Here is a 25,791-nt window from a genome sequence, read left to right on the forward strand (position 1 = left end):
GCTTCCGCGAGGGGCTTCTTCCGTCTGTGCGCCGCCAGGGACTCGAACCCCGGACCCGCTGATTAAGAGTCAGCTGCTCTAACCAACTGAGCTAGCGGCGCCTGCTGACAGAGAAAATACTACCCGGTCCCGCGGGGTGCTCATGACCACCCGGCGAGGCCGCGCCGTCGGGACCCCCGAATGCCCCGGATGCCGGGGCCGTCAGTGGCTTTCCTGCTCCCTGGGGCTTCCCGGATCTCTCAGATCGCCAGCGCCATGACCACCGGCGCCGCCCGCCGGTTCAGCGTGTCCGCCGCCGAGCGCAGCCGGTGGGCGTGCTCGATCGGCAGGGAGAGGGCGAGGCAGCCCACGGCGGAGCCCGCCGTCAGGGGAACGGCGGCGCAGACCGTGCCCACCGCGTACTCCTGGAGGTCGAGCACCGGGACGGTCGGCGGCTGGCTGTCCAGCTTCGAGAAGAGGATCCGCTCGCTGGTGATCGTCCGGGAGGTCAGCCGGGCGATCTTGTGCCGGGACAGGTGGTCCCGCCGTCCGTTCTGGTCGAGCTGGGTGAGCAGGCACTTGCCGACCGCGCTGGCGTGCGCGGCCGAGCGGAAGTCGACCCACTCGTTGACCTTGGGTGTGCGCGGACCGTCGGCGAACTGGGTGATCTTCACCTCGCCGTCGATGTACCGGCTGATGTAGACCGCCGCGCCGACGGAGTCGCGCAGCTCGGTCAGGGTCTCCTGGAGCTTCGCCTCCAGGGCTTCGCGGCGGGTCATGCCGGAGCCGAGGAGGACGAGGGAGTCCCCGATCACGTACGCGCCGTCGGCGACCTGCTCGACGTACCCCTCACGACGGAGCATGAGGAGCAGTGAGGAGAGATGGGCTACGGGCAGGCCGGCTTCGCGCGCGATCTGGACGTCTGTCACTCCGCCACCGTGCCGCGAAATCGTCTCGAGGACGCGCAAGGCGTATTGCACCGAGTGGAACGGCGCGGTGGGCTCGGGCTTCAGCGCCACGGTTTCCCCCTACCAGGTTGTGACCGCAAGCTTTCGTACCACGATAGCCGCCAAGCACCGTTTACGGGGCGGCTGTTGGCGAGAATGATGCGGAGCATCCGGGCCCTGGGCTGGGGTGCACCCCGCTGGCATATGCCCTGGTCATGGGTGCCCCACAGAGTCTCAGGTCAGGGCTGTGCGCGAGGGGGCTCGCGCGTGCGTTCGGCCCTGGGGGAACGCGAGATTTTTTATGGGGAAACGGACGCGGTAGCGGTCCTTCCGGTCACCTTCCGGCCCTGTCGGTGGCCGAGAAGCGTCGGGAGGCCCGCGGAATAAACGGAGACACCCTCCTGTTGTCACCGAGTCCAAGCCGATCCATGGGTCGTTCGGTCGAGCCATGAAGTCGTTCAGCCGGACCATGGGTCGCTCATGAGTCCGTACGTGTGCCGAGGAGGGTCCCGAAGGTGACCGACGCTATTCGAGGAGAGGCGCGGGGCTCCGCGCCCGTGCCGCTGTCCGTGCTGGACCTGGTGACCGTCGGCAGCGGCAGGACCGCCACCCAGGCGCTCGCCACCAGCGTCGAGCTGAGCAGGCTCGCCGAGCGGCGCGGTTTCCACCGGCACTGGGTGGCCGAGCACCACTCCATGCCCGGCGTCGCCTCCTCGTCCCCGGCGGTGATCCTGGCCCACCTCGCCGCCCACACCCGGCGCATCCGCCTCGGCTCGGGCGGCGTCATGCTGCCCAACCACGCCCCGCTGGTCATCGCCGAACAGTTCGGCACCCTGGAGGCCTTCGCCCCGGGCCGGATCGACCTCGGCCTCGGGCGCGCGCCCGGCACCGACGGAGCCACCGCCGCCGCCCTGCGCCGCACCGCCACCCTGAACGAGGGCGCCGACGATTTCCCGGAGCAGCTCGCCGAGCTGACCCGGTTCCTGGACGACGACTTCCCGGACGGTCACCGGTACGCCCGGATCCACGCCGTGCCCGGCCCGGTGCAGGGCCCGAAGGGCCGGCCGCCGATCTGGCTGCTCGGCTCGTCCGGCTTCAGCGCGCGTCTCGCCGGCCTGCTCGGGCTGCCCTTCGCCTTCGCCCACCACTTCTCGGCCAGGAACACGATCCCGGCGCTCGACCTCTACCGGGAGTCCTTCCGGCCCTCCGAGGTCCTCGACGCGCCGTACGCGATGATCGGCGTCTCCGCGCTCGCCGCCGACGAAGCGGCGCAGGCCCACCGCCAGGTCCTCTCCGGCGCCCTCGCGATGCTCCGGCTGCGCACCGGCCGGCCCGGTCTCGTCCCGACGCCGGAGGAGGCGGAGGCGTACGGATTCAGCCCCGCCGAGCGCGAGTTCGTGAACGACTGGCTGGCGAACATCGTGTACGGCACCCCGGACGAGGTCCGTACCGGCCTGGACGACCTCAGGAAGCGGACGGGCGCGGACGAGCTGATGATCACGGCCAACGCGCACGGCGGGGAGGCGCGGCTGCGGAGCTACGAGCTCATCGCGGACGCGTACGAACTCCCCGAGCTCCCGGAGGAGTAGGGCGCGAGGGCTGTTCCGGGCCGGGGACGGTCGGGTAAAAACCCTGGTTCCCGAGGCCGGTTGGTTCCTGCACGGATCCGGCCCCGTCCACCCCTAAGTGAACCTTAAACCGCTCGTCACCGATGGTGGCGGGCGGTTCCGTTTTGTGCTGCGCGGCTCTGACAAGGCCTTTCTCTCTCCAATTGGTCTAGTCCTCAATCTGGTTCAGACCATTGACGCACTGTTCACGCGCCGGTTATCACTGCTCCAGCTCCTGTACGGCACCACCCCCGCACTCCCCCCGATGGAGGCCGCACGTGCACCCCCGTAAGCCCTTGATCGCCGCGCTCCTCAGCACGGCCCTCGCCGCCGGCGCCCTCGCGGCGACCGTCGGCCTCGGCTCCGCCCAGGCGGCCGACACGACGACCACTGCCGCTGCGGGCGGTGTGCGCATCGCGTACTACGACCAGTGGAGCGTCTACGGCAACGCGTTCTACCCCAAGCACCTCGACACCCGGGGCATCGCGGGCCAGCTGGACGTCATCAACTACTCGTTCGGCAACATCCACCCCACCAACCTCACCTGCTTCATGGCCAACAAGGCCGCCGGTGACGACAACAACCCCAACGCGGGTGACGGTGCGGGCGACTCCTACGCCGACTACCAGAAGTCCTTCAGCGCGGCGGACAGCGTCGACGGCGTCGCCGACAAGTGGGACCAGCCGATCGTGGGCGTCTTCAACCAGTTCAAGGAACTGAAGGCGAAGTACCCCCACCTGAAGATCAACATCTCGCTCGGCGGCTGGACGTACTCCAAGTACTTCCACGACGCGGCGAAGACGGACGCGAGCCGCAAGAAGCTCGTCTCCTCCTGCATCGACCAGTACCTCAAGGGCAACCTGCCGGTCGAGGGCGGCTTCGGCGGCGCGGGCACGGCGGCCGGCATCTTCGACGGCATCGACATCGACTGGGAGTACCCCGGCTCCTCCGGCGGCCACCTGGGCAACCACTACGGCCCCGAGGACAAGCAGAACTTCACGCTGCTCCTCGCCGAGTTCCGCAAGCAGCTCGACGAGTACGGCGCGGCCAACGGCGGCAAGAAGTACCTGCTGACCGCGGCCCTCCCGGCCGGCCAGGACAAGATCAAGTACATCGAGACGGACAAGATCGGCGCGTACCTCGACTACGCGAACATCATGACGTACGACATGCACGGCGCCTGGGACGGCGACGGGCCGACGTACCACCAGTCCCCGCTCCACTCCGGCTCGAACGACCCGACCGACGTGATCGCCCCGGGCACCGAGAAGTACTCGATCGACAACGCGATCGACTCCTGGATCGACGGCAAGCCCGCCTACGGCATCGCCGGCGGCTTCCCCGCCAACAAGCTGACCCTGGGCTACGAGTTCTACTACCGCGGCTGGAAGGGCGTCCCGGCCGGGTCGGCCAACGGCCTCGCGGGCACCGCGACCGGCGGCTCCAACGCCCGCCCGCTCAGCCAGCAGGCCGGCATCGCGCACTACAAGGAGCTCGGCGGCATCGTCGACAACGCGTCGACGACCTTCTGGGACGACCAGGCCAAGGCCTCGTACTTCTACAAGGACGGCGAGTTCTTCACCGGTCTCAACCAGCGCTCCATCCAGGCCCGGGTGGACTACGCCAAGCAGCGCGGCCTGGCCGGCGCGATGATGTACTCGCTCCTCGGCCTGGACGAGAACGCGACCCTGCTGAAGCAGATCAACACGGCGCTCGGCTCCACCACCACCCCGCCGACGACGCCTCCCACCACCCCGCCCACCACGCCCCCGACCACCCCGCCGACGACCCCGCCCACGGGCTGCGGCTCGGTCCCGGCGTACGTGGCCGGCACGGTCTACAACGGCGGCACGGTCGTCTCCCACAACGGCCGCAAGTGGCTGGCCCAGTGGTGGACCCAGAACGAGACCCCCGGCACCACCGGCGAGTGGGGTGTCTGGAAGGACCAGGGCGCCTGCTGAGGCCCCGACCCGCGGAGCCCCACGCGAGCCACTGACCCCATGTGAGCCACTGGCCCCACGTGACCCGCTGAACCCCGCATGAACCACTGCCCCCGCCCGGAATGTCCCTCCGGCCGGGGGCAGTTCCATGCCTCCGGCCGGAGACGGTTCCGTGCCCCGGGCCCGTACCCGCGACGTACGGGCCTCAGACCGGCAGGGGCTCCGTGCCGATCAGCTCCGCGATGCGGTCCGGCGCCACCGCCCGCGAGTACAGCCAGCCCTGCCCCGTGTCGCAGCCGATCCTGCGCAGCCGGCTCGCCTGCCCCGAGGTCTCGACGCACTCGGCGGTGACCGTCAGCCCCAGCCGGTGCGCCAGCTGCACCAGCGCCTCGACGATCAGCTCGTCGGCCGGGTTGGCGTGCTCCTCGTCCTGGAAGCCGCGGACGAAGGAGCCGTCCAGCTTGAGCACGGAGACCGGCAGCCGGCTCAGATAGGCCAGGTTCGAGTAGCCGGTGCCGAAGTCGTCGATCGCGATCCGCACCCCCATGTCGCTCAGCGCCTGGAGCGCCTGGAGCGGGCGCCCGGCGGAGCCCATCACGGCGGACTCGGTGAGCTCCAGCTGGAGCAGGTGCGGCGCGAGACCCGTCTCCGCGAGGATCCCGGCCACGTCGGCGACCAGGTCGGAGTCCCAGACCTGACGGACGGCCACGTTGACGCTGACGAAGATCGGGCGCTCGCGCGGATGGTCCTTCTGCCACTGCCGGGCCTGCCGGCAGGCCGTCCGCAGCACCCAGCGGCCGAGCTCCACGATGGAGCCGTCCTCCTCGGCGATCCCGACGAACCGATTCGGCGGAAGGACGCCGAACTGCGGGTGGTTCCAGCGCACCAGGGCCTCCACCCCGCGCACCGCGCCGTCCACCAGATCCACCAGCGGCTGGTACTCCAGGGCGAACTCCCCGCGCTCCACGGCCGGGCGCAGGGTGGAGGAGAGCGCCTGCCGGGTCATCCGGTGCGCGTTGCGCTCCGGGTCGAAGAGGGTCCAGCGGGCCTTGCCGTCGGCCTTCGCCCAGTACAGCGTGGTGTCGGCGTCCTGCATCAGGGCCGTCGCCGTCGTGCCGGACCCGGAGCGCTCGACCACACCGATCGAGGCGGAGACCGAGAGCCGCTGGCCGCCCAGGTCGAAGGGCTGCTGGAGCGCGCACAGCACCGAGCGGGCCAGGTCGGCGAGTTGCTCCGTGCCGGTGGAGTCCTCGACCAGGATCGCGAACTCGTCCCCGCCGAGCCGCGCCACGAGAAGGCCGCCGCTGCGGGTGTAGCCGTCGCTGTCCGCGCACTCCGTCAGGCGGGCGGCGACGGCGGCGAGGAGCCGGTCGCCGACGCGGTGGCCGAGGGTGTCGTTGACGGCCTTGAAGCCGTCGAGATCGAGATAGCAGAGACCGATCCGCCCTGTTCTGCCATACCCGTACGACTCGTAGGACGAGCTGATCGTTTCGCCTGGGCTCGTGATGCCCGCGGTGACCGGGGCGCTCGCGGTGCCCGCGATGGCCGCGGCGCTCGCGAGGTCCGCCGCGTCCTGCGCCGAGGCCTCCAGGGCGGCGGAGAGCCGCTCGAAGAACAGGGCGCGGTTGGGCAGTCGGGTCACCGGGTCGTGCATCTGGAGGTGCCGCAGCCGTGCCTGGAGCTCGCGCCGGTCGCTGATGTCCGCGATCGACAGCAGGACGCGCCGGCTGTCGGGGACCGGGGCGACGGTGACCTCGGCCCACAGCGAGCGCCCGTCGGCGTGCTTGAGGCGGCGGGTGCAGCGGAAGCGGGAGCGCCGGCCGCGCAGCACCTCGCGGTACGCGTGCCAGGTGCGCCCGTCGGAGGCGAGGTCGACGAGATCGGCGGCGGCCTGTTCCCGGAGGGCCTCCGGCTCGGCGCCGAGGAGGGTGCCGAAGGAGTCGTTGGCCACGACCACCACGCCCTCCTGGTCGACGACGGCCATCGCGAGCTGGGCGACACGGAACGCGGCGCGGTAGTCCCGGAGTTCGGAGGGGGAGCAGCCGACGCGGTGCTCCGTGCCGTACGGGGGGTGACGCTCCGTGAGTGCGACTTCCGCCGCGCGCGTCTCCGGCGGCTCTGGGTGCACCGGTCCTTCGGGGGTTCCGCTCACCGCTCGCTCCCGTAGTGCAGTCGGGCCGGTCACATGTGGTCGGGACGGTCGGCCAAGGAAGAGTGTGCCGATCATAGAGCCCGTGCGGGGGAGCCTTCCAGCTCCGAGGGGTCTCCGGGGAGCGCCCGCCCCTGTGAGACCGCCCACGGAAGCACCCCGCCCGATCGTTTCTGCGCGGGTCTGACACGGGTCGACGACGATGTGACCGAATGTGACTTTCTGTGAGCTGAAGCGCGCTCGTGTCGCGTCGACCCCGTGGCGCGCCCTCACCCGACCGGGGCAGCGGAAACGTGCGAAACGTCGCAAACCATCACAAGGTGGGTGGGGTGTCCCGCATTCCCGATCCGGAGGTCCACGTGAGGGGTCAGCAGCCACCCGGGGGAGTGGAACGCTCGCGGCTGCGCGCCGGCGCGGCGGCCCTCACCTCGTTCGCCGCCCTGGCCGCCACCGGGCTCGTCGCCGGCCCCGCCGTCGGCGCTCCCTCCGCGGGCCCCTGCGCCCTGCCCCGTACCGCAGCCCATCACTCGCTCGGCCTCGACACCTGGAACAGGTCGTATCCGCGCCCCGACCGCCCCCTCGACGCGGTCATGGTCTTCCTGTCGTTCCCGGACGCCGAGCCGCTCACCGGTCCGGCCGAACTCGCCGCCGACCACTTCCCCGCCACCAGCGAGTACTTCGCCCGCGCCTCCTACGGGCGCTTCAGCCTGCGCCCGCACATCCAGCCCGCCTGGACCCCGATGCCGAAGGAGTCGAGCGCGTACGACATACGGCGTGACTGGGACGCCGGACAGCGCGCCGCCTACCTCCGGGACGCGATCGGCGCCGCCGACGCGAGCGTCGACTTCTCCCGGTACGACATCGTCTACCTGGTCGCCGACCCGGACGCGCCCGGCGTGGACTCCGACGCGACCAAGGTCGTCAACCTCGAGAAGCCGATGGAGGTCGACGGCACCGAGATCAAGCGGGTCGTCACGGTCTTCGAGCGGCATCCACCCGACCGGAACGTCCTGGCCCACGAGACCGGGCACGTCTTCGACCTGCCCGACCTCTACCACCGCCCGGCGGACGGCAAGGGCGACTGGGACACCCATGTGGGTGACTGGGACGTCATGGGCAGCCAGTTCGGTCTCTCCCCGGACCTCTTCGGCTGGCACAAGTGGAAGCTCGGCTGGCTCTCCCAGGCCCAGATCGCCTGCGTCCAGGGGACGGGTCCCCGGATGGTGAGCCTGGAGCCGACCGACGCCCAGCCGGCGGCCGGAGCCAGCCTCGGCACCCGGCTCGCCGTGGTCCGCACGGGCCCCGACAGCGTCCTCGCGGTCGAGGCCCGGGGCAGCGCCGGGAACAACGCCGAGACCTGCACCGAGGGCGTCCTCGTCTACCGGGTCCGGGGCGGCACGGCCTCCGGCGACGGCCCCGTCGAGGTCGTCGACGCGCACCCGCGCACCGACGCCTGCTGGGACCGCTCCGTCTACCCGCCGCTCGCGGACGCCCCGCTGGAGGAGGGTGAGACGCTCACCGTGCCCGGGGCGGGGGTACGGGTGGAGGTCACGGAACGCACCGGGACGGGTGCCTGGACGGTCAGGATCACCCCGCCCGCCGTCGACTGAGCGCGCACCGTCCTCGAACACGAAGAAGCCCCTCGCTTCCGCGAGGGGCTTCTTCCGTCTGTGCGCCGCCAGGGACTCGAACCCCGGACCCGCTGATTAAGAGTCAGCTGCTCTAACCAACTGAGCTAGCGGCGCCTGCTGACGTCGTAGACATTAGCACCCGGATCGGCGGGAGGAAAAATCGATACCCGCACGTCGGCGGCGGAAGCCGCCCGGACGGCCCGCACACAGGCCCAGAGCATGACCTCGGGGCCGGGCAGCCAGGGGTTCCGGGTGTCGGGCGCCACCAGCCAGCGGGGCCCGGTGGAGCCGGACGGCACCAGCGGCGGCACGGTCACGGCGTCCCCGATCCCGTGACAGAGCGGCCGGGAGACGGCGTCGCTCCATTCCTCCCATTCGAGCAGGGCCGGCAGCCGCTGGGCCGTACCCGGCGCGGCGAACAGCATCATCCGGCCCCGGTGCACCGCGACCGGGCCCGAACCCGGGCCCTCCTCCCACAGCCGGTCCAGCATCCGGCGGCCGAAGACCGGGTCCACGTTGACGACGTCGAAGACGGATCCGCAGGGCAGCGCCGCCGGGGAGGCCGGCCGGGACTCCCAGCGGGTGAGCGCGGCCTCACGGCTCCCGGTGGCGGAGGCGAGCCAGGAGGCGCCGTCGGCGGTCACCCGGGCGGTCTGGTGCCGTCCCTCGTCGCCCTCCCGGAGGAACCGGAAGATGTCGTGCGGGGCCTCGTCGCGCGTCCACGTCGTCATGCCTCCAGATCTACCGGCTGTCACAGTTCGGTCGCCGAGAGTTCATGGAATTCCGGACAGCGGGGGAGGGTGAGGAGTATCGTGCACCCCCGGCATATGCCAGGGGTGCTTTTTCGGCCACCAGGAGGGCCCCGCCGAGGAGTCCGGCCGAGGAGTCCGGCCGAGGAGCTCTGCCGGGGAGCTCTGTCGGAGAGCCCTGCCGAGGAGCCCTGCCGACTGAGCCCCGGCCGAGGGCCCGTCCGGGGCTCAGTCCTCCGCCGGGCGTCCGTTCGTCCTGATCAGATCGCGACCGAACTCGATCATCTTCCGGGCGTAGTCCTCGGTCCACTGCGCCCGCTCGGCGACGTCCGCCGGCGTCAGACGGTCGAACCGGCGCGGATCCGCCAGCTGCGCCGCCGCGATCGCCTGGAACTCGGTCGCCCGGTCCGTCGCCGCGCGGAACGCCAGCGTCAGCTCCGTCGCGCGGGACAGCAGCTCCCGCGGATCTTCTATCGACTCCAGGTCGAAGAAGTGCTCCGGGTCGGCGGTCGCCTCGGCAGGCTCGAAGACCAGCGGTGCCGGCCTGAGCCGCCGCTGTCCACTTCGCTCCGCGGGTTCCGCCATCGTCGCTCTCCTCTTCACGCTCACGTTCACGCCGTACGCACCGGCGCATCGCGCACCGGCTCTTCCCACACGGGCTCTTCGCACACGGGCGGCCCGGAACCCCGGGCCGTCTTCCATTGTCCCGCGCCCCGCAAGAGGGCGTCGGGGGCCGGGGCGTGGTCAGCCGTCGAGGCCGCGCAGCAGCAGTCGAAGGCCGCCGAAGAACTCCTGGTCCGGGCCGACCTCGCCGGCCGTCCGCGCGGTCTGCGTCAGATACGGGAACCGGTCCTCGGGCAGCGCGGCGATGGCCGAGGTGCCGGTTCCGGCCAGCGGGCCGAGGTGTTCGAGCTGGATGGCCCCGGTGACGTACCCGTGGAGCGCGCGCAGGGCGACGACCCGTCGTGCGCCGTCGATGCCGGCCTCGGTCAGGATGCCGAGCACGGTCTCCGACCAGAGCAGGCCGCCGGGTGCGCGGTGCCGGTGGGTGAGGGTCAGCTGGACGGCCTCCGGGTGGCGGACGACCGCGTCGCGCAGCCGCCCGACCATGGTCTCGATCCGGTCCCGCCAGGGCGCGTCCGCGGCGGGCGCGGAGGTGTCGAGGTCGCCCAGGACGCGGTCGACCACGAGCCCTTCCAGCTCCTCGCGGTCGGCGACGTAGCGGTAGAGCCCCATGGGGCTCATGCCGAGTTCCCTGGCGACGGTGCGCATCGAGAGGGCGGCGAGTCCGTCGCGGTCGATGACGGCGAGGGCGGCGGCGGCCAGCCGGTCGGGGGTGAGGGAGCGGGGTCGTGGCATGACGGTTGACAGCGTACGCCCTACGCCTACGCTGTTAGGAGTACGCCGTACGCCTACGAGGATGGTGTCCCATGCGCATGCCCCAGACAGCCTCTTCAGCGACCTCGCCCGCGACGTCCTCCGCGATGTCCTCCGCGATCCCGCCCCGCACCCGGCCGGCCCCCGGCGACCTCGTGCCGAGCCGCACCCTCACCCCGGTGACCGGCCCCGCGCTGACCCTCCCCGATCCCGGACGGACCACCCACGTGCAGTTCCGTCGCTTCGCGGGCTGCCCCGTCTGCAACCTCCACCTGCGCTCGGTGGCCCAGCGCCACGACGAGATCGAGCGGGCCGGTATCCGGGAGTTCGTGTTCTTCCACTCGCCCGCCGAGGAACTCCGCGAGCACGTCGCCCACCTGCCGTTCGCCGTCGTCGCGGACCCCGACAAGGTGCTGTACGCCGAGTTCGGCGTGGAGTCCCACCGCCGGGCCCTGCTCGACCCGCGCGGCTGGCCCGCGATCGTCGGGGGCGTCCTCCGCGACGCCGCGGACCTGCTCCGGGGCAGGGGCCGGCTGCCGGCCACCTCGCAGCCGGCCGGCCGCCTCGGCCTCCCCGCCGACTTCCTGATCGCACCGGACGGCCGTATCACCGCCGCGAAGTACGGCGAGCACGTCTACGACCAGTGGTCGGTCGACGAACTCCTCACCCTGGCGGCGCAACCGGCCCCGTAGAGCTCAGGGCGCCCGGGAGAACTCAGAGCGCCCGGGATAACTCGGGGCACCCGGGGAGCTCAGGGCATCCTGGGAGCTCAGGGCATCCGGGAGAACTCAGGGTGTCCAGGCGACCCGGTGTTCCTCCAGGTGGGAGAGGACCGCGTGGTTCGCCTCCCAGCCGTCCGGGAACGACACGGCGACGCCCAGCTGGACCGGATCGGTCGACGGGTGGGCGTCGAGCAGGTCAGTGACGCCCGCCCGGCAGACCACGACGCACGCGTGCCGGTGCCGGGAGGCCAGGACGCACAGCCGGCCCGTCTCCAGGTGGAAGGCGGTCGCGTCGGGGCGCCCGGACAGCGGATGGAGGACGACGGTCACGTCGTACTCACGCCCCTGGAGCCGGTTCGCGGTGTCCACCGTCACGCCGGTGACACCCAGGTCGGCGAGGGCCGCCCGGATCGCCGCCGCCTGGTCGCGGTGGGCGGTGCCGACCGCGACCCGGTCGGGCGTCAGCGGTACGGGGGTCTCCGAGCGCTCCGAGACCGCCGCCCCGCCCCGGTCGAGGAGCCGGCGGACCACGACGGCGACCGCGCCGACCGCCTCCGGATCGGTGCGGGGGGTGTGCCGGGCGGGCAGTTCGAGCAGGCCCCAGCCCGACTCCGCCGCCTCGTCGAGCACCCGGTCGGGACCCGAACCGTCCGACGCGACCGCGAAGGAGAGCTTCCGGTCACCGTGCCCGGTGCCGCTGCGGAACGGCGTGAACGGGTAGAACGCGTCCGAGACCAGCGGCGCCGCCGAGGCGGGCAGCCGCCAGGACACCGGCAGCCGGTGCTGCGGCAGTTCGGGATTGTGCGCGAGCAGGGTGGAGACCGCGCTCGCCGACGGGTCGTACGAGAGCCCCGCCCACTGCTCGGCGCCCACCACCGAGAACGGGTCCAACTGCCCGGGGTCGCCCACGAACAGCGCCCGCTCGAAGAGCCCCGCCACGGCGAGCAGCGCGTCCGAGCGCATCTGGTACGCCTCGTCGACGATCGCGTGCGCCCACGGCTCGACGTTCTTCACGTGCGCCCACTTGGCCGCCGTCGAGAGGACCACCGGCAGCCCGGTCAACTCACCGGCCTTCGCCGACTTCCGTACGTTCTCCAGGTCGTCGAGCGCCTTGTCGTACGGGTCGCTGTCGTTCGAGTGCAGCCGGCCGACCTCCAGGTCCGGCTCCTTCTCGGCCAGTCGCAGGACCAGATCGTCCACCTGCGCGTTCGTCTGGGCCACCACCATCAGGGGGCGTCCGGCCGCGGCCAGTTCGAGCGCCGCCCGCACCACGAGCGTCGACTTCCCGGCGCCGGGCGGGGAGTCCACCACGACACCGCGCGCGGTGCCGTGCAGGGTGTCGGCCAGGATGCCGGCCGTCGCCTTCCCGGCCGCCGCCGAAGGATCGAAGGTCCCGGTGGCCTCCGACGACAGGTCGAACACGGTCACAGCACGTCCTCCGCGGTCACGGCGTCGGGCAGTTCCACCACGTCGGTCCGGGGCGGACCGCCGTGCGTCCAGGGCGTCTCCTCCGCCTCCGGCAGCTGCGGCCCGACCCGCTGGTCGTGCTCGAACAGCGTCCAGGCGATCCGCTCGCCCTTCTCCGGCACCGAACCCTCCGCGGGCTCCTTCGAACGGCCCATCTTGTCGAGGAGCCGCAGCAGCAGCGCCCCGTCCTCCTCGTACCGCACGAACTCCGCCGACTGCGGCTTCCCGTCGAGCGAGCGGTACACCTTCACCTTCTCGCCCAGGTGCGGCCGGTCCTCCGTGCGGACCGTGAGCAGCGGGCGCGGCGCGGGCCGCTTGGACTCCGTCCACGCCATCGTCACCTCGACCACCTCCGCCGTGAACGCCTCGCCCGCGAGCCGCCGTCCGGCGAGCACCAGCGGATCGTCGAGGGCCTCCTGCGCCTCCAGCTGGCCCTGCGCCTGCTCGCGCGCGGCGAGCTTCCGGGCCGCCGTCACGGCGTCGTCCCGGCGCGGCTGCGGCGGCTCACCCGCGGTGACCCGGTCCCGGTGGGCGGTGAAGGACCAGCGGTCGCGGGTCCAGCGGTCCTCGACCCTGGCGCCCTCCGGCAGCTCCCGCAGCAGGCCGATCGCCCGCCAGACCGCGTCCCAGGTCGGCTTCATCTGAGAGACGACCAGCCGGCGCAGCTCCCGCTCGGCCCGGTGCAGTTCGCCGAGACCGCGCTCGGCCGCCTCGCCGTCCTCGGCGCCGCCGACGGCCTGCCGGGCCCGGTCGTACCGCTCGATCGCGGGCGCGAGGAGCCGGTTGTCGAAGGCGGGATCGGTGGCGGGACCGGCGGGCGGGCACAGCAACTGCCCCTCGGAGTCCCGCCCGACCTCGGCCCGCAGCGCCGCCTCGGCGCCCGGCTCACTGTCGTACGGGTCGATCCACGCGAGCAGCGCGCCCAGGTGCTGGTCCTCCAGGGAGGACTGGCCGGTCGCCCAGTGCCGGTTGAGGAGATCGGTCGCCGACAGCAGCAGCGAGGAGCCCGGCACCCGGGCCCGGTCGCCGAAGTGCGTCAGCCAGCGCCCGAGGAGCGGGACGCGCGGCGGCGCCGGGAACGGCGTCTCCGGGTCCTGCTCGGCCGTCCGCCGGAACCGCGTCGACCGCCCGAGCAGCCGTACGTACTCGATGCCCGCCCGGCTCGGCACGATCAACTGCGGCGCGTCCGCGCACAGCTCGACCTCGACCTTCACCTTCTTGCCGGTCTCCGGGTCGACCTCGCTCTTCTCCGCCGCCTCGACGTCCTCAGTGAAGGAGTCGATGTACGGCAGGACCTCCTCGGCCAGATCGGCGAGGAACGCGAACCGCAGGTCCCGGTCCCGGGGCTGGGCCACCACCAGGAGCCGCGGCTCCTCGGGGTCGGTGCCGACGAGCGCGCCCAGCGGGGCGCCCGCCTCACCGGCCGTGGTCAGCGGCACGAGGACGAGCGGCCGCTCGGAGACCCGCCGGTGCCGGACGGTCGCGAGGGGCTGCGCCCGGCCGGACTCGACGGCTTCCATCCGGGCGAGGGTGGAGATCAGCGACATACCCGCGCCCCCGTTCCCGACAGTGCTTCCTCGCGCAGCGCCCGCGCCCTGCGCAGTGCCGCCACCGCCGGGTCCTCCGGGTCGCCCTCCTCGCCGCGCGCCGCCGCGAGGACCGCGCCGACCGTGGTCAGGCCGCCCAGCTCACCCCGTACCGAACGGCCGAGGGTCTCCACCGCGTCCGCCTCCCGGGCCCGCGACCGGCAGTGGAAGGCCAGCTCGCAGGCGGCCAGGCACTCCGGCGCGTACTGATGGGGCACGCATTCCACGGCCGCCGTCAGCTCCTCGGCCGAGCGCTCCGCCACATCGAAGCTGACGCCCTCCGGCAGGGCCGCCGCGATCTCGTCGATCCGGGTCAGCCGGTCGAGCTGGCGGCGGGTGACCGACCGCTGCTTGCGCACGTCGACGACCGAGGCCGTCGGAATGTTGGAGAAGTCCTTCGGGCAGACGAGCAGCACCGACTGCGCGACCCGGGCGCCCTCGGTCACCGCCGCCACCCGTTCGAGCGCGAGCACGTACACGGCGGCCTGCCGGGCCGCCGCGCCCACCTTCGACGCGTCCGCCGCGCCGTCGACCATCGGGAAGGACTTGATCTCCACGACCGTCCACCCGCCGTCGGGACGGACCACCACCGCGTCCGGCTCCAGATACACCGGCGAGCCCGCCACCTCCAGGGCGAGCAGCGGGTGGTCGAGCAGCGTCCACCCGCCGGCCGCGGTCGCCTCCCGCAGGGCGAGGGCCGTGCGCGCCACCCGCCCCTCGGGCCCGGCCGCCGCCAGCTCGGGCACGGACACCGTCCCGGGCTCCTCGACGCCGATCAGGCGCAGCAGCTCGCGGCCGCCGTCCGCCTTGACCTTCGCCTCGAAGGAGTTGCCCCGCACGATCGCGAACTGGGACTGCCCGAAGGGGGCCGGCGAGCCGAGCTTCGCGGCCAGCGCGGACTTGTCGACCCCCGCGCCGTCGAGCAGGGCCCGGCGGCGGCAGCCGGGGTTGGCGGCCAGTGCCGCGAGGGCCCGCGCGTCCAGCGGACGCGGCGGAGTGGCCGGTCCGCGCAGCTCAGCGAGCAGGTGCCGACGTGTCGTCTGCGGAGATCGGGACAGACCGCTGTCCGGGGATGCGCTCACCCGTGGAAGTCTCGCATCCACCACTGACAACCGGGGGCGCTTCCGCCGTCCCGCGCAGTCGCCGGGCCAGCCGCAGGACGTACGGGGTGAGGAGCAGACCGGCGCCCATCACGGCGGCCCCGGCGACCGCGTCCAGCAGATAGTGGTTGGCGGTCCCCATCACGACCAGCGTCGTGACCAGCGGATACGCGACTCCGAGCGCCTTCGCGACCGGTGTCCGCCCGTACCGCCACAGCATCACCCCGCACCACAGCGCCCAGCCGACGTGCAGGCTGGGCATGGCCGCGTACTGGTTCGTGAGACCCCCGAGCCCGCGCGGCGCGCTGGCCTCGCCGCCCCACCAGCCGTACGCGCTGAAGTGCGCCATCGTGTCGGTGAAGCCGTACACCGGGTCGAGCAGCCGGGGCGGGCAGGTGGGCAGCAGGGTGAAGCCGACCAGGCCGAGCAGCGTGGAGAGCATCAGCCAGGTCCGGGCGGCCCGGTAGTGGGCGGGGCGGCGGCGGAAGAGCCAGACCAGGATCGCCGGGGTGACGAGATAGTGCAGCGAGGCGTACGCGAAGTCCGCCGGGATCCCGAGGGCGGGCACGTCCGTGAACAACCGGTTCAGGGGATCCTCGGCGTCGATGCCGAGCAGCCGCTCCAGGCGCAGGATCGCGAGGCCGTGCTCGACGGCCGAGGCCTCGTCGCCCCGCACGAGCAGCCGCCCGCCCGAGTAGGCCGCGTACACGACCGCGATCAGCGACAACTCGGCCCACCAGCGTGGCGTGCGCATACGAAAGGTCCCCCCAACCGGTGATCGCCCCGGGGGAGTGGACGCCGGAAGCCGCCCGGGGGTTGCCCGGACGTCACCCCGAATCCACGTGGGCGATGATGGGAGAGAGCCCTTCCGCTCCGTGAAGCCCGCTCCGTGAAGCCCTTCGCTCCGTGAAGCACGTCCGCACCGTGAACCCCTGGAGATCCTTCCCATGGCACCGCGCATCCTGCTCGCCCGGCACGGCCAGACCGAGTGGTCACTGCTCGGCCGGCACACCGGCAGGACCGACATCCCGCTGCTCGACGAGGGGCGGCGCGGCGCGAAGCTCCTCGGTGAGCGTCTCCACCGCGGCCCCTGGCAGGGGCTGCCCGGGGTGGAGGTGCGCACCAGCCCCCTGGTCCGCGCGAGCGAGACCTGCGAGCTCGCGGGCTTCGGCGAGCGGGCCGAGCCCTGGGACGCGCTGATGGAGTGGGACTACGGGGCGTACGAGGGGCTGACCCCGCCGCAGATCCAGGAGATCCAGCCGGGCTGGTTCATCTGGCGCGACGGAGTGCCGGACGGGGAGACCCTGGCGCAGCTGTCGGACCGCGCCGACGAGATCGTGAACTGGGCCCGTTCGGCCGACCGTGACGTCCTGGTCTTCGCCCACGGCCACATCCTGCGGTCGATCGGCGCCCGCTGGCTCGGCGAGGACGTCTCCTTCGCCGCCCGCATCCGCCTCGACCCGACGAGCCTGTCCGTCCTGGGCTGGGCGTACGGCGCCCCGGCGGTCGAGCGCTGGAACGACACCGGGCACCTGGAGTAGCCGACGGCGCTCCTTATCCGGGCGCTCCCTCTCCGGGCGCTCCCTTTCCGGGCGGGCCCCGCTTCCGGGCGGACTCCGCGCGATCAGTACGCGGCGAGGGCCTGGCGGGTGTCGATGAGCATCCCGCGGATCCGGGCCGAGGCGATGCCCTCCAGGGAGTCCACCACCCGCTTCGCCTCGGCCTCGGCCTCGTCCGGGCGGCCCGCGTGCGCCAGGTTCTTGGCGAGATGGGCGCGGTAGAGCGCCAGGTTCCGCGCGAAGTGCGGGTTCTGCAGGACCGTGGCCCGGTGGGAGTGCCGGGCCGCCCGGCCCCAGTCGCCCAGGGCCGACCAGCACTGGGCCTCCAGGGCCTCCCGCTCCGGCTCCCCGAAGAACGACATCCACTCGGGGTCGTCGTCCGCCGCGCCCCGGTCGAAGAAGCCGTGGGCGCGGCCGAGGGCCTGCTCACAGGCCGACCGGTCGCCGAGCCCGGCCCACGCGGCCGCCTCCCGCAGCGAGAGCAGCGAGAGCAGCCGGGCCGAGTCCAGCGGCTGCGCGGCCCGCAGCCCGGCCTGCGCCGCCCGCACCGCCTCGCGGAACCGGCCGGTGTCCCGGGCGAGGAAGGACGTGTTGCAGAAGGCGTGCGCCTCCAGGGCGGCGTTCCCCGACACGCGCGCGGTGGCGAGGGCCTCGGCGTAGTGCGAGCGGGCGTCGTCGTGCCGGCCCGAGTCGTGGGCCAGCCAGCCCACCGAGAGGGAGAGCTCCCCCGCGCCCGCGTGCAGCCGGTCCTCGGTGGAGCGGCGGGTCATGGTGCCCGTGTCGAGCAGCGCGTACGCGGCCCGGAGCGGGTGGGCGGCGACCTTGTAGAGCCCGTCGGCGCCGTGCCGGTCGTCGAGCAGACGGATCTGCCGTACGGCGTCCTCGACGGCCCGCACCTCGGCGTCGCCGATCCGGTGGGTGCCGCGGGGGGCGGGGATCGCGACGGCGGGGCCGCCGAGTCCCAGCGAGGCGGCCGCCAGGGTGGCGGAGCCGCTCGTCATGAATGCGCGACGCAGCACGTCGCTCTCCTCATCGTTCCGGGTCGGGAGTGCCGCGGGAGCCGGAGCCCCGGCCGCGACCGGCTGCCGCCGGCCGCGCACCGTCTCCCGCGCGGAGAAGCCCAGGTCGGAGAGACCCAGACCGGGGAACATGTGCAGGAAGACCCGTTCGTACGCGTAGTTGGGGCAACGGATCTCGCCCGCTTCCACGCGCCCGATGTAGCGGGCGTCGCACGCGACCTGTTCGCCGATCTCCCGCGCCGCCCGGCGGACCGCCGCGGCGAACTCCGCCGGCGAATGCTGTCCGCGGAGCCGGCGGAAGGCGAGATTGGGAACTGCCCGTGACATCGCCATGGCCGAGCCCTCTCCTGTGCTGCCGGGTGGTCCGGCAGCACAGGAACGTACCTGCTGTGACCGGATGCGTACGCAGGGTTTGGCTACAAATCGGATATCTCGCCTGCGATCTGCCATGAACTGCCATCCATTGCGGCGGCATGGCGCCGTAGCCGTTGACGCGCACGGGCGTTGAACCGTAAAGGGAGAGACGGAACGTGTCTCCTCAGGAGCGAGGAGGGGTCCCATGACGGAGATCGGTTCCCAGTCGGCCACGCGGCACGCGCCCGCCCCGGACGCCCGCACGTCCCAGCCCACCCCCCAGGACCGGAATCCGGTTCCGGCCGCGGGCCAGCAGCCCGCCGAACCCTGGGACCTGGTGACCGTGCCCGTCCGGCAGGGCCTCGAGGCCGTCGACATCCTGCGGCGCGGCGCCGTCCCCGCCGTCGGCCCCGTCGTCCACGACGGCACCTGCGACACCCTCGGCTTCCTCGTCCCGCCCGGCACGGCCGCCGCCTGGGACATGCCCGGCAGCGCGTGCACCCGGACCTCCGGCCGCGGCCTGCGCCTCCCCGAGCTGCCGGAACTGCCCGAACCGGCCGGGGACGCGCCCCGCCCCGCCGGCTGGCTGCTGCCCCCGGGCGACACCGACCGCGTCACCGACCCCGCCGTCCTGCGCGAGGCGCTCGGCGAGGCGGCCCGGCTCATCGAGGCGGCGGACGGCTGCCACTGACGGCGGCCACAGGCGGCGGCCACTGACGGCGGCCGCACGGGTGCCGCCGCCGCGGTCCCGGGGCCGTCGGGCGGGGCCGGGGCGAATGACCCGATAATGGGCCCGTGGCCAGGAACAAACAGCGCGACCGGGCGGCGTCCGCCGCCTCCGTCGTCGAGACCGTCGACGGCGGGCTCGCCGAACTCATACCCGACCGGGAGCGCCCCCGCGCCTGGACGCTGCTCATCGACGGCGCCCCGCAGTCCCACGTGGACCTCGACGACCCGGCCCACCTCACCTTCGAGTACCAGCGGCGCCTCGGCCACATCGCCGACCTCGTCGCCCCGCCGAACCGGCCGCTCCAGGTCGTCCACCTCGGCGGCGGCGCCTTCACCCTCGCCCGGTACGTCGCCGCGACCCGGCCCCGCTCCACACAGCAGATCGTGGAACTCGACGGGCTCCTCGTGCAGCTCGTCCGCCGCGAGCTGCCGCTCGACGCCGGGGCCCGGATCCGGGTCCGCTCCACCGACGCCCGCGCCGGGCTCGCCAAGGTCCAGGACGGCTGGGCCGACCTCGTCATCGCCGATGTGTTCAGCGGAGCCCGCACCCCGGCGCACCTCACCAGCGTCGAATTCCTCGGCGAGGTACGGCGGGTGCTGCGGCCCGACGGCTGGTACGCCGCGAACCTGGCCGACGGCCCGCCGCTGACGCATCTGCGCGGCCAGATCGCCACCGCCGCCGCCGTCTTCCCCGAACTGGCGCTCGCCGCCGACCCGACGGTGCTGCGCGGCCGCCGCTTCGGCAACGCGGTGCTGCTCGCCTCCGACCGGGAGCTGCCGGTGGCGGAGCTGACCCGCCGGGTCGCCACCGACCCGCACCCGGGCCGGGTCGAACACGGGCGGGCCCTCGCCGACTTCGCCGGGGGAGCGGCGCCGGTCACCGACGCGAGCGCCAAGCCCTCACCCGTACCGCCCGCGTCCGTCTTCCGCTGACCGGCCGATCGCTCCGGGCGTCCGCTCAGACCGCGCGGTCGTCGATCTCCACACGGGGCGCGGTGTCGTGCCAGACGCAGAAGACGGACAGCTCGCGGCCGTCCCCCGTGAACGTCACCCGGATCCAGCTCGGCTGCTTCCACACCTGCATCTGCCAGCCGGAGGCGGGGATCGCCGAGACCAGCTCGGCCGAGTCCTCGCCCAGGTCGAAGGTGACCCGGCCGCCGTCCACCGTGTAGGTCTTCACGTTCGAGTCGGCGGGGGGCGTGGTGGCGGGAGGCGCCTGCGTCGTCGGCCGCGCCGTCCGTGAAGGGGGCGTGGCCGGGGCCGAACTCTCACTGCTCGGGGTCGGCTTCCTCGTGACGGCCGCGGTGGGTTCGGCGATCTCGGGCCGCCGGGTCGAGGAGGACTGCGGATCGCCGCCGGCCGCGTCCGGCTCGCCGGCGCTGCCCGCCGGGAGGGGGAGCGCGCGCGGGGGGTCGTACACCGTGCCGGACATGACCGTGTGCACTCCCCACCAGGAGAGCGTGACCGCCGCACCGGTGGCGAGCGACCAGGCCAGGGCGTGAACGAGTCCTCTTCGCATCCGGGTCATCCTGCACCACACCGTCCACGTCCTCACCGCAGGGTGCTCCTTGCCTCAGGTTCCCCCGAATGGCGTACGGTGCGGCCCATGGCAAGTGTGCTCGTGGTCGAGGACGACCAGTTCGTGCGCTCCGCCCTCATCCGCCGGCTCTCCGAGGCCTCCCACACGGTACGGAGCGTCGGTACGGCCCTGGAGGCGTTGCGCGAGGTCGCCCATTTCCGGTTCGACGTGGTCGTCCTGGACCTCGGACTGCCCGATCTGGACGGGTCGGAGGCGCTCAAGATGCTGCGCGGGATCACCGACGTACCGGTGATCATCGCGACCGCCCGGGACGACGAGGCGGAGATCGTACGGCTCCTCCACGCGGGCGCCGACGACTACCTCGTGAAGCCGTTCTCGGTCGACCACCTCTCGGCCCGGATGGCCGCCGTTCTGCGCCGGGCGAGGTCCGGCGCGGGCGAGGCCCCGCCGCCGCGGGTGATCCAGGTCGGCGGGCTCACCGTCGACCCGCTGCGCCGTCAGGCCGAGCTCGACGGGGCGCCCCTGGACCTGACCCGGCGCGAGTTCGACCTCCTCGCCTTCCTCGCCGGGCGGCCCGGTGTCGTCGTCCCGCGCAAGGAACTGCTCGCCGAGGTGTGGCAGCAGTCGTACGGGGACGACCAGACCATCGACGTACATCTGTCGTGGCTGCGGCGGAAACTGGGCGAAACAGCCGCCCGGCCCCGCTATCTGCACACCCTGCGCGGGGTCGGCGTGAAGCTGGAGCCGCCCCGGGAGCCCCAGCCGTGAGATGGGCGCTCGTCAAGGTGTCGCTCGCCGTCACCGCCATGGTCGTCCTCGCCTTCGCCGTACCCCTCGGGCTCGTCGTCAAGGAGATGGCCCGTGACCGGGCGTTCTCCAACGCCGAACGCCGGGCCGCCGGCCTCGCCCCCGTGCTGGCCATCACCACCGACCGCGAGGAGCTCGACAAGGCCGTCGCCACCACCGAGGACGGGGCCGCCGGACGGCTCGCCGTCCATGTGCCGGCCGCCGAACCCGGCGCCCCGGGCCTGGAGATCGGCACCCGGCGGGCCGGCGAGGAGGAGCTGTCCGCCACCCGCCGGCTCGGCCGCGCGTCCATCGCCGAGGTGCCGGGCGGCTTCGCGCTGCTCCAGCCCACCGCGCTCAGCAGCGGCAAGGTCGCCGTCGTCGAACTCTTCGTCCCCGAGGGCGAGGTGTCCAACGGGGTCGCCACCGCCTGGCTGGTCCTCGCCGGGGTCGGCATCGCCCTGATCGTCGGCTCCGTCGCCGTCGCCGACCGGCTCGGCGTCCGGATGGTCCGGCCCGCGCAGCGGCTCGCGGGCGCCGCCCACGACCTCGGCGAGGGCAGGCTCGGCGCGCGCGTCCCCGAGGAGGGGCCGCCCGAACTCAAGTCGGCCGCCGTCGCGTTCAACTCGATGGCCGACCAGGTCGTCCAACTCCTCGCCAACGAACGGGAACTGGCCGCCGACCTCTCCCACCGGCTGCGCACCCCGCTCACCGTGCTCCGGCTCAACGCGGCCTCGCTGGGCTCCGGTCCGGCCGCCGAGCAGACCCGTGCGGCCGTCGAGCAGCTGGAGCGCGAGGTCGACACCATCATCCGGACGGCCCGGGACGCGAAGCCGCAGACCCAGGCGACCGGGCCCGGCGCGGGCTGTGACGCCGCCGAAGTGGTGCGCGAGCGCATGGAGTTCTGGTCGGCGCTCGCCGAGGACGAGGACCGCAGGGTCCGCGTCGCGGGCGTCGAGCGTCCGGTCCGCATCCCGGTCGCCCGCCCCGAACTCGTCGCCGCGCTCGACGCGTTGCTCGGCAACGTCTTCCGGCACACCCCCGAGGGCACGGCCTTCTCGATCGACGTCCACAACGGCGAGGACGCCGTCATCGTCCTCGTCTCCGACGCGGGCCCCGGCATCGCGGACCCGGCCGCCGCGCTCGCCCGGGGCAACAGCGGCGCCCGGGACGGCTCCACGGGCCTCGGCCTGGACATCGTGCGGCGGATGGCGGAGACCACGGGCGGCGACGTCCGCATCGGGCACTCGGTGCTCGGCGGCACGGAGGTCCGGATCTGGATCGGGCTCGACGGCCGCCGCACGGGAGGCACGACCGCCCGCCGCGGCCACCGCCCGGCCCGCCGCAGACGCGGCGGCAACGGCACCCGCCGGGCCACCGAGGACTGACGGCCCGGGTCGGTACGCCCGCCGCGGCGGGGGTCGCGCCCCCGGCCTGGCGGGGGCGTTACGCCGTCCCAGCGCGGGCGGCACCGGTGCCCGACGCGGGCCGCACCCCGGCCAGGCGGGAGCCCCGGCGCGGCGGCCGCATCCCCGGCGCAGCGGCGGCCGCGTCCCGGCCAGGTGCGGGCGGCACGCCCGGCCTGGCGTCGGCTGCATCCCCGGCCTGGCGGGGCGGTACGCCCGGCGCGGCGTGGGCCGCACCCCCGGCGCGGCGTGGGCCGCACCCCCGGCGCGGCGTGGGCCGCACCCCCGGCGCGGCGTGGGCCGCACACCCGGCCTGGCGTCCGTCGCACACCCCGGACCCGCGTCGGCCGCGCCCCAACCTTTCGTGGTTCCGATGCCTGCCTTAAGCGGAGCCTAAGGATCCCCGCCCGCGTCCCCGGACGCCGGTTTGTCCGTTTTCCGCTCGCTAGCGTGCTGCCGCACCCCCTCCCCACCCCCCAGCACACAGAGGCAGGCACGCGATGGGTACCAGTTCGCACCGGCGCAGGGCGAGCACCAGGACCAAGGCCGTCGGAGCGGTCGTCGCCGCCGCTGTCGTCGGCGGCGCCGCGTTCGCGCTCACCGGTACGGCCCAGGCCGCCGCGGTCGGCGCCGCGTACACCAGGACCAGCTCCTGGACCGGTGGCTACACCGGCCAGTACGTCGTCACCAACGAGACCTCCGCCGCCCAGTCCGACTGGACCCTGGAGTTCGACCTCCCGGCCGGGACGACCATCGGCTCCCTCTGGAACGGCGAGCACACCGTCTCCGGCAGCCACGTCACCGTGAAACCCGCGAGCTGGAACAAGCAGCTCGCGCCCGGCGGGTCCGTCACCGTCGGCTTCGTCACCTCCGCCGCCGGACAGGCCGGCGACCCCGCCAACTGCCTGATCAACAAGGCGACCTGCTCCGCCGGCGGCACCGCCCCCACTCCCAGCGGCCGCCCCACCACGACCGCTCCCTCGCCCACCGCGACCCCGAAGCCCACCGCCACGGCGACCGCGAGCCCGAAGCCGACCGCCACCGCGACCACCGCGCCCCCGACGCCCACCCCCACCGCGACCGCGACCGGCTCCCCCGTCACCGCCGCCAAGTACGCCCCCTACGTCGACACCTCGCTCTACCCGGCCTACGACCTCCTCGCGACCGCCGACGCCACCGGCGTGAAGGAGTTCAACCTCGCCTTCATCACCTCCGGCGGCTCCTGCGCCCCGCTGTGGGGCGGGGTCACCGACCTGGCGAACGACAAGGTCGCCGCCCAGATCGGCGCCCTGCGCGCCAAGGGTGGCGACGTCCGGGTCTCCTTCGGCGGCGCCGCGGGGCACGAGCTGGCCCTGAACTGTTCCTCGTCCTCGGCGCTGGCCGCCGCGTACGGCAAGGTCATCGACCAGTACAAGCTGACCAAGGTCGACTTCGACGTCGAGGGCGCGGCCCTGCCGGACACCGCCGCCAACACCCGCCGCTCGCAGGCGATCGCCCAGCTGCAGAAGTCCCACCCCGGCCTGAACGTCTCCTTCACCCTGCCGGTCATGCCCGAGGGGCTGACCCAGCCGGGCGTCGACCTGCTCGCCGACGCCAAGCGCAACGGGGTCCGCGTCGACGCTGTCAACATCATGGCGATGGACTACGGCCCGGCCTACAGCGCCGACATGGGCACGTACGCCATCCAGGCCGCGACCGCGACCCAGGCGCAGATCAAGGGCGTCCTCGGGCTCTCCGACGCGGCCGCCTGGAAGGCCGTCGCCGTCACCCCGATGATCGGCGTCAACGACGTCCTGTCCGAGATCTTCAAGGTCGACGACGCCACCCAACTCGTCGACTTCGCGAAGTCGAAGGGCATCGGCTGGCTCTCGATGTGGTCCTCGACCCGCGACAAGCAGTGCCCGGACGGTGCCGTGAACCGCGCCGACGCCACCTGCTCCTCGATCCTCCAGCAGCCGCTGGCCTTCACGAAGGCCTTCGCCGCCTACAAGTAGGAAGTAGGCCCCGGACCCCCGAGTCCCCCCACACCGCGCGCCCCGGCCGGGTCCACCCCACCTCCCGGCCGGGGCGCGCACCCCTGTTCCCGGTCGACCGGCTCGTAGCTCTTCTCCAGGAAGTCCGCGAAGTCCTTCCCGTGGACCCGCTCGGCCCCGGCGAGCAGGTCGAACGAGTACACGAGGAGCGTGTTGCGGGGCAGGTCGGCGGCGATGGAGCGGAAGCCCTCGACGAAGGTGTCGTACACCCCGTCACCCACCGCTTCACCCCTTCACCCACCCCTTCACCGCGCCGCGCATGACCCCGCCCACGATGTGCCGGCCGAACACCGCGAGCACGACGAGCAGCGGCAGCGTCCCGAGCAGCGCGCCCGCCATCACCACCGACTGGTCGGGCACGTACCCCCGACCGAGTCCCGTGAGCGCCACCTGCACCGTCGGGTTCCCGGTCTGTGTCAGGGCGAGCACCGGCCAGAAGAAGTCGTTCCACGCCGCCACGAACGACAGCATCGCGAGCACCGCCATCGCCGGACGCGCCGCCGGAAGCACCACGTGCCACAGCGTCCGCACCGTCCCCGCCCCGTCCACCCGCGCCGCTTCGAGCAGCTCCGACGGCAGCGCCCGCTGGAGGTGCTGGCGCATGAAGAAGACCCCGAACGCCGAGACGAGCGAGGGCAGGACCACCGCCTGGAGCTCGTCCGTCCAGCGCAGCCGCGCGATCAGCAGATAGAGCGGGACGACTCCCAGCTGGGGCGGGATCAGCATCGTGCCGGCCACCAGGAGGAGCAGGGCGCTCTTGAAGCGGAACCGCAGCTTGGCGAAGGCGAAGCCGGCGAGCGTGGAGAAGGCCACGGTGCCGGCGGCGACGGCCCCGGCGACCAGGGCGGTGTTCGCCAGGGCCTCGCCGAGCCGGGCGTCGGTCCAGGCGATCGTGAGGTTCCGGGGCAGGTTCCGGCCGAGGCGGAACGGCGGCGGGGTGGCCGCGAGCCGGGTACTGGTCCGGGAGGCGGCGACCGCGGTCCAGAGGAGCGGGAAGAGGGAGACGAGGCTGAAGAGCGCGAGCAGGGTGTACGTGCCCCAGCCGGCCCGCCGGGTGCTTGTCCCGGCCGCCCTGGTCGGTGTCCGCATCGGACGACCTCCCCGGACCCGC

23 protein-coding genes and 2 tRNA genes are annotated in these 25,791 nt (G+C 73.3%); 10 read left to right on the forward strand and 15 right to left on the reverse strand.

The genetic code is table 11. The features are described from left to right. Positions 1-27 precede the first annotated feature (27 nt). Positions 28-101, reverse strand: a tRNA-Lys gene (locus tag N5875_RS24700). A gap of 138 nt (positions 102-239) precedes the next feature. Continuing rightward, a complete protein-coding gene (locus N5875_RS24705) occupies positions 240-998 on the reverse strand; it encodes an IclR family transcriptional regulator C-terminal domain-containing protein (protein WP_306327246.1) in 759 nt (252 codons plus the stop codon). 443 nt (positions 999-1,441) lie between these two features. Here N5875_RS24705 and N5875_RS24710 point away from each other — a divergent pair, with 443 nt between their 5' ends. Then, positions 1,442-2,515, forward strand: coding sequence for an LLM class flavin-dependent oxidoreductase (locus tag N5875_RS24710; protein WP_318209968.1), 1,074 nt, complete (start codon positions 1,442-1,444; stop codon positions 2,513-2,515). A 296-nt stretch (positions 2,516-2,811) separates the two neighbouring features. Further along, the gene (locus tag N5875_RS24715; RefSeq protein ID WP_338496045.1) at positions 2,812-4,494 is read left to right on the forward strand and encodes a glycosyl hydrolase family 18 protein; all 1,683 of its coding nucleotides are present in this window, start codon (positions 2,812-2,814) and stop codon (positions 4,492-4,494) included. Between the two features lie 184 nt (positions 4,495-4,678). On the opposite strand, the gene N5875_RS24720 is transcribed toward N5875_RS24715, so the two are convergent. Further along, on the reverse strand, positions 4,679-6,625 hold the full coding sequence (locus N5875_RS24720) for an EAL domain-containing protein (RefSeq protein ID WP_318209966.1): 1,947 nt from the start codon (positions 6,623-6,625) through the stop codon (positions 4,679-4,681). Positions 6,626-6,981: 356 nt separating this feature from the next. Between N5875_RS24720 and N5875_RS24725 the strand changes: the two genes are divergently transcribed. Continuing rightward, positions 6,982-8,232, forward strand: coding sequence for a M6 family metalloprotease domain-containing protein (locus N5875_RS24725; protein WP_338499256.1), 1,251 nt, complete (start codon positions 6,982-6,984; stop codon positions 8,230-8,232). Positions 8,233-8,293: 61 nt separating this feature from the next. On the opposite strand, the gene N5875_RS24730 is transcribed toward N5875_RS24725, so the two are convergent. The 4 genes from N5875_RS24730 to N5875_RS24745 form a co-directional block, all read right to left on the reverse strand. Beyond that, positions 8,294-8,367 (reverse strand) — tRNA-Lys (locus tag N5875_RS24730). Then, positions 8,358-8,984 (reverse strand): bifunctional DNA primase/polymerase, encoded by a 627-nt coding sequence (locus N5875_RS24735; protein WP_318209965.1) that lies wholly within the window; start codon positions 8,982-8,984, stop codon positions 8,358-8,360. Before N5875_RS24735 ends, N5875_RS24730 begins: the two co-directional genes overlap by 10 nt. 246 nt (positions 8,985-9,230) lie before the next feature. Further along, positions 9,231-9,587, reverse strand: coding sequence for a hypothetical protein (locus N5875_RS24740; protein ID WP_030324811.1), 357 nt, complete (start codon positions 9,585-9,587; stop codon positions 9,231-9,233). A 159-nt stretch (positions 9,588-9,746) separates the two neighbouring features. Beyond that, the gene (locus tag N5875_RS24745) at positions 9,747-10,361 is read right to left on the reverse strand and encodes a TetR/AcrR family transcriptional regulator (protein WP_338496049.1); all 615 of its coding nucleotides are present in this window, start codon (positions 10,359-10,361) and stop codon (positions 9,747-9,749) included. A gap of 71 nt (positions 10,362-10,432) precedes the next feature. Between N5875_RS24745 and N5875_RS24750 the strand changes: the two genes are divergently transcribed. Beyond that, positions 10,433-11,071 (forward strand): peroxiredoxin-like family protein, encoded by a 639-nt coding sequence (locus N5875_RS24750; protein WP_338496052.1) that lies wholly within the window; start codon positions 10,433-10,435, stop codon positions 11,069-11,071. 96 nt (positions 11,072-11,167) lie between these two features. Here the strand turns inward: N5875_RS24750 and N5875_RS24755 are convergent, their stop codons facing one another. From N5875_RS24755 to N5875_RS24770, 4 genes are read right to left on the reverse strand one after another with little or no spacing between them, the layout of a single operon-like run. Then, entirely contained in the window at positions 11,168-12,523 is a 1,356-nt protein-coding gene (locus N5875_RS24755) for an AAA domain-containing protein (RefSeq protein ID WP_318210192.1), read from the reverse strand. A 2-nt stretch (positions 12,524-12,525) separates the two neighbouring features. After that, a complete protein-coding gene (locus N5875_RS24760; protein WP_318209962.1) occupies positions 12,526-14,115 on the reverse strand; it encodes a hypothetical protein in 1,590 nt (529 codons plus the stop codon). After that, a complete protein-coding gene (locus tag N5875_RS24765) occupies positions 14,106-15,236 on the reverse strand; it encodes a hypothetical protein (RefSeq protein ID WP_338496054.1) in 1,131 nt (376 codons plus the stop codon). The genes N5875_RS24760 and N5875_RS24765 overlap by 10 nt, the downstream gene beginning before the upstream one ends. Continuing rightward, positions 15,169-16,008, reverse strand: a complete 840-nt coding sequence (locus N5875_RS24770; RefSeq protein ID WP_318209960.1) for a phosphatase PAP2 family protein — start codon at positions 16,006-16,008, stop codon at positions 15,169-15,171. Before N5875_RS24770 ends, N5875_RS24765 begins: the two co-directional genes overlap by 68 nt. 193 nt (positions 16,009-16,201) lie before the next feature. Between N5875_RS24770 and N5875_RS24775 the strand changes: the two genes are divergently transcribed. Continuing rightward, positions 16,202-16,795 (forward strand): histidine phosphatase family protein, encoded by a 594-nt coding sequence (locus tag N5875_RS24775; RefSeq protein ID WP_318209959.1) that lies wholly within the window; start codon positions 16,202-16,204, stop codon positions 16,793-16,795. Positions 16,796-16,878: 83 nt separating this feature from the next. Here N5875_RS24775 and N5875_RS24780 read toward each other — a convergent pair whose 3' ends face one another. Then, positions 16,879-18,165 carry a tetratricopeptide repeat protein gene (locus N5875_RS24780; RefSeq protein ID WP_318209958.1) on the reverse strand — a complete coding sequence of 429 codons (1,287 nt, stop codon included), beginning with the start codon at positions 18,163-18,165 and terminating at the stop codon, positions 16,879-16,881. A gap of 226 nt (positions 18,166-18,391) precedes the next feature. Between N5875_RS24780 and N5875_RS24785 the strand changes: the two genes are divergently transcribed. Further along, positions 18,392-18,877: a hypothetical protein gene (locus N5875_RS24785; protein ID WP_318209957.1), complete on the forward strand. Its 486-nt coding sequence runs from the start codon at positions 18,392-18,394 to the stop codon at positions 18,875-18,877. Positions 18,878-18,981: 104 nt separating this feature from the next. Beyond that, positions 18,982-19,848: a fused MFS/spermidine synthase gene (locus tag N5875_RS24790; protein WP_318209956.1), complete on the forward strand. Its 867-nt coding sequence runs from the start codon at positions 18,982-18,984 to the stop codon at positions 19,846-19,848. A gap of 25 nt (positions 19,849-19,873) precedes the next feature. Here the strand turns inward: N5875_RS24790 and N5875_RS24795 are convergent, their stop codons facing one another. Next, positions 19,874-20,443, reverse strand: a complete 570-nt coding sequence (locus tag N5875_RS24795; protein WP_338496056.1) for a hypothetical protein — start codon at positions 20,441-20,443, stop codon at positions 19,874-19,876. 78 nt (positions 20,444-20,521) lie between these two features. Here N5875_RS24795 and N5875_RS24800 point away from each other — a divergent pair, with 78 nt between their 5' ends. The 3 genes from N5875_RS24800 to N5875_RS24810 all read left to right on the forward strand — a co-directional run bounded on the left by N5875_RS24800 (position 20,522) and on the right by N5875_RS24810 (position 24,641). Then, the gene (locus N5875_RS24800) at positions 20,522-21,223 is read left to right on the forward strand and encodes a response regulator transcription factor (RefSeq protein WP_318209954.1); all 702 of its coding nucleotides are present in this window, start codon (positions 20,522-20,524) and stop codon (positions 21,221-21,223) included. Continuing rightward, complete coding sequence (locus N5875_RS24805) at positions 21,220-22,629, forward strand: HAMP domain-containing sensor histidine kinase (RefSeq protein WP_338496057.1); 1,410 nt, start codon at positions 21,220-21,222, stop codon at positions 22,627-22,629. Before N5875_RS24800 ends, N5875_RS24805 begins: the two co-directional genes overlap by 4 nt. 518 nt (positions 22,630-23,147) lie before the next feature. After that, positions 23,148-24,641 (forward strand): cellulose binding domain-containing protein, encoded by a 1,494-nt coding sequence (locus N5875_RS24810; protein WP_338496058.1) that lies wholly within the window; start codon positions 23,148-23,150, stop codon positions 24,639-24,641. Here N5875_RS24810 and N5875_RS24815 read toward each other — a convergent pair. Next, entirely contained in the window at positions 24,632-24,901 is a 270-nt protein-coding gene (locus N5875_RS24815; protein ID WP_318210214.1) for a hypothetical protein, read from the reverse strand. The two genes, N5875_RS24810 and N5875_RS24815, sit on opposite strands and share 10 nt — an antisense overlap. A 4-nt stretch (positions 24,902-24,905) precedes the next feature. Next, positions 24,906-25,769: a carbohydrate ABC transporter permease gene (locus tag N5875_RS24820; RefSeq protein ID WP_338496061.1), complete on the reverse strand. Its 864-nt coding sequence runs from the start codon at positions 25,767-25,769 to the stop codon at positions 24,906-24,908. Positions 25,770-25,791 lie beyond the last annotated feature (22 nt).

Origin of the sequence: Streptomyces sp. SJL17-4, assembly GCF_036826855.1 — a bacterium.
GTDB lineage: Bacteria > Actinomycetota > Actinomycetes > Streptomycetales > Streptomycetaceae > Streptomyces.

What these genes read in the sequence shown, in the direction of transcription:
- N5875_RS24775 (WP_318209959.1), top strand. Translation starts at nt 16,202, where the DNA reads ATGGCACCGCGCATCCTGCTCGCCCGGCACGGCCAGACCGAGTGGTCA.
- N5875_RS24795 (WP_338496056.1), bottom strand. Translation starts at nt 20,443, where the DNA reads ATGACCCGGATGCGAAGAGGACTCGTTCACGCCCTGGCCTGGTCGCTC.
- N5875_RS24785 (WP_318209957.1), top strand. Translation starts at nt 18,392, where the DNA reads ATGACGGAGATCGGTTCCCAGTCGGCCACGCGGCACGCGCCCGCCCCG.
- N5875_RS24770 (WP_318209960.1), bottom strand. Translation starts at nt 16,008, where the DNA reads ATGCGCACGCCACGCTGGTGGGCCGAGTTGTCGCTGATCGCGGTCGTG.
- N5875_RS24750 (WP_338496052.1), top strand. Translation starts at nt 10,433, where the DNA reads ATGCGCATGCCCCAGACAGCCTCTTCAGCGACCTCGCCCGCGACGTCC.
- N5875_RS24780 (WP_318209958.1), bottom strand. Translation starts at nt 18,165, where the DNA reads ATGGCGATGTCACGGGCAGTTCCCAATCTCGCCTTCCGCCGGCTCCGC.
- N5875_RS24800 (WP_318209954.1), top strand. Translation starts at nt 20,522, where the DNA reads ATGGCAAGTGTGCTCGTGGTCGAGGACGACCAGTTCGTGCGCTCCGCC.
- N5875_RS24810 (WP_338496058.1), top strand. Translation starts at nt 23,148, where the DNA reads ATGGGTACCAGTTCGCACCGGCGCAGGGCGAGCACCAGGACCAAGGCC.
- N5875_RS24760 (WP_318209962.1), bottom strand. Translation starts at nt 14,115, where the DNA reads ATGTCGCTGATCTCCACCCTCGCCCGGATGGAAGCCGTCGAGTCCGGC.
- N5875_RS24740 (WP_030324811.1), bottom strand. Translation starts at nt 9,587, where the DNA reads ATGGCGGAACCCGCGGAGCGAAGTGGACAGCGGCGGCTCAGGCCGGCA.
- N5875_RS24820 (WP_338496061.1), bottom strand. Translation starts at nt 25,769, where the DNA reads ATGCGGACACCGACCAGGGCGGCCGGGACAAGCACCCGGCGGGCCGGC.
- N5875_RS24735 (WP_318209965.1), bottom strand. Translation starts at nt 8,984, where the DNA reads ATGACGACGTGGACGCGCGACGAGGCCCCGCACGACATCTTCCGGTTC.
- N5875_RS24745 (WP_338496049.1), bottom strand. Translation starts at nt 10,361, where the DNA reads ATGCCACGACCCCGCTCCCTCACCCCCGACCGGCTGGCCGCCGCCGCC.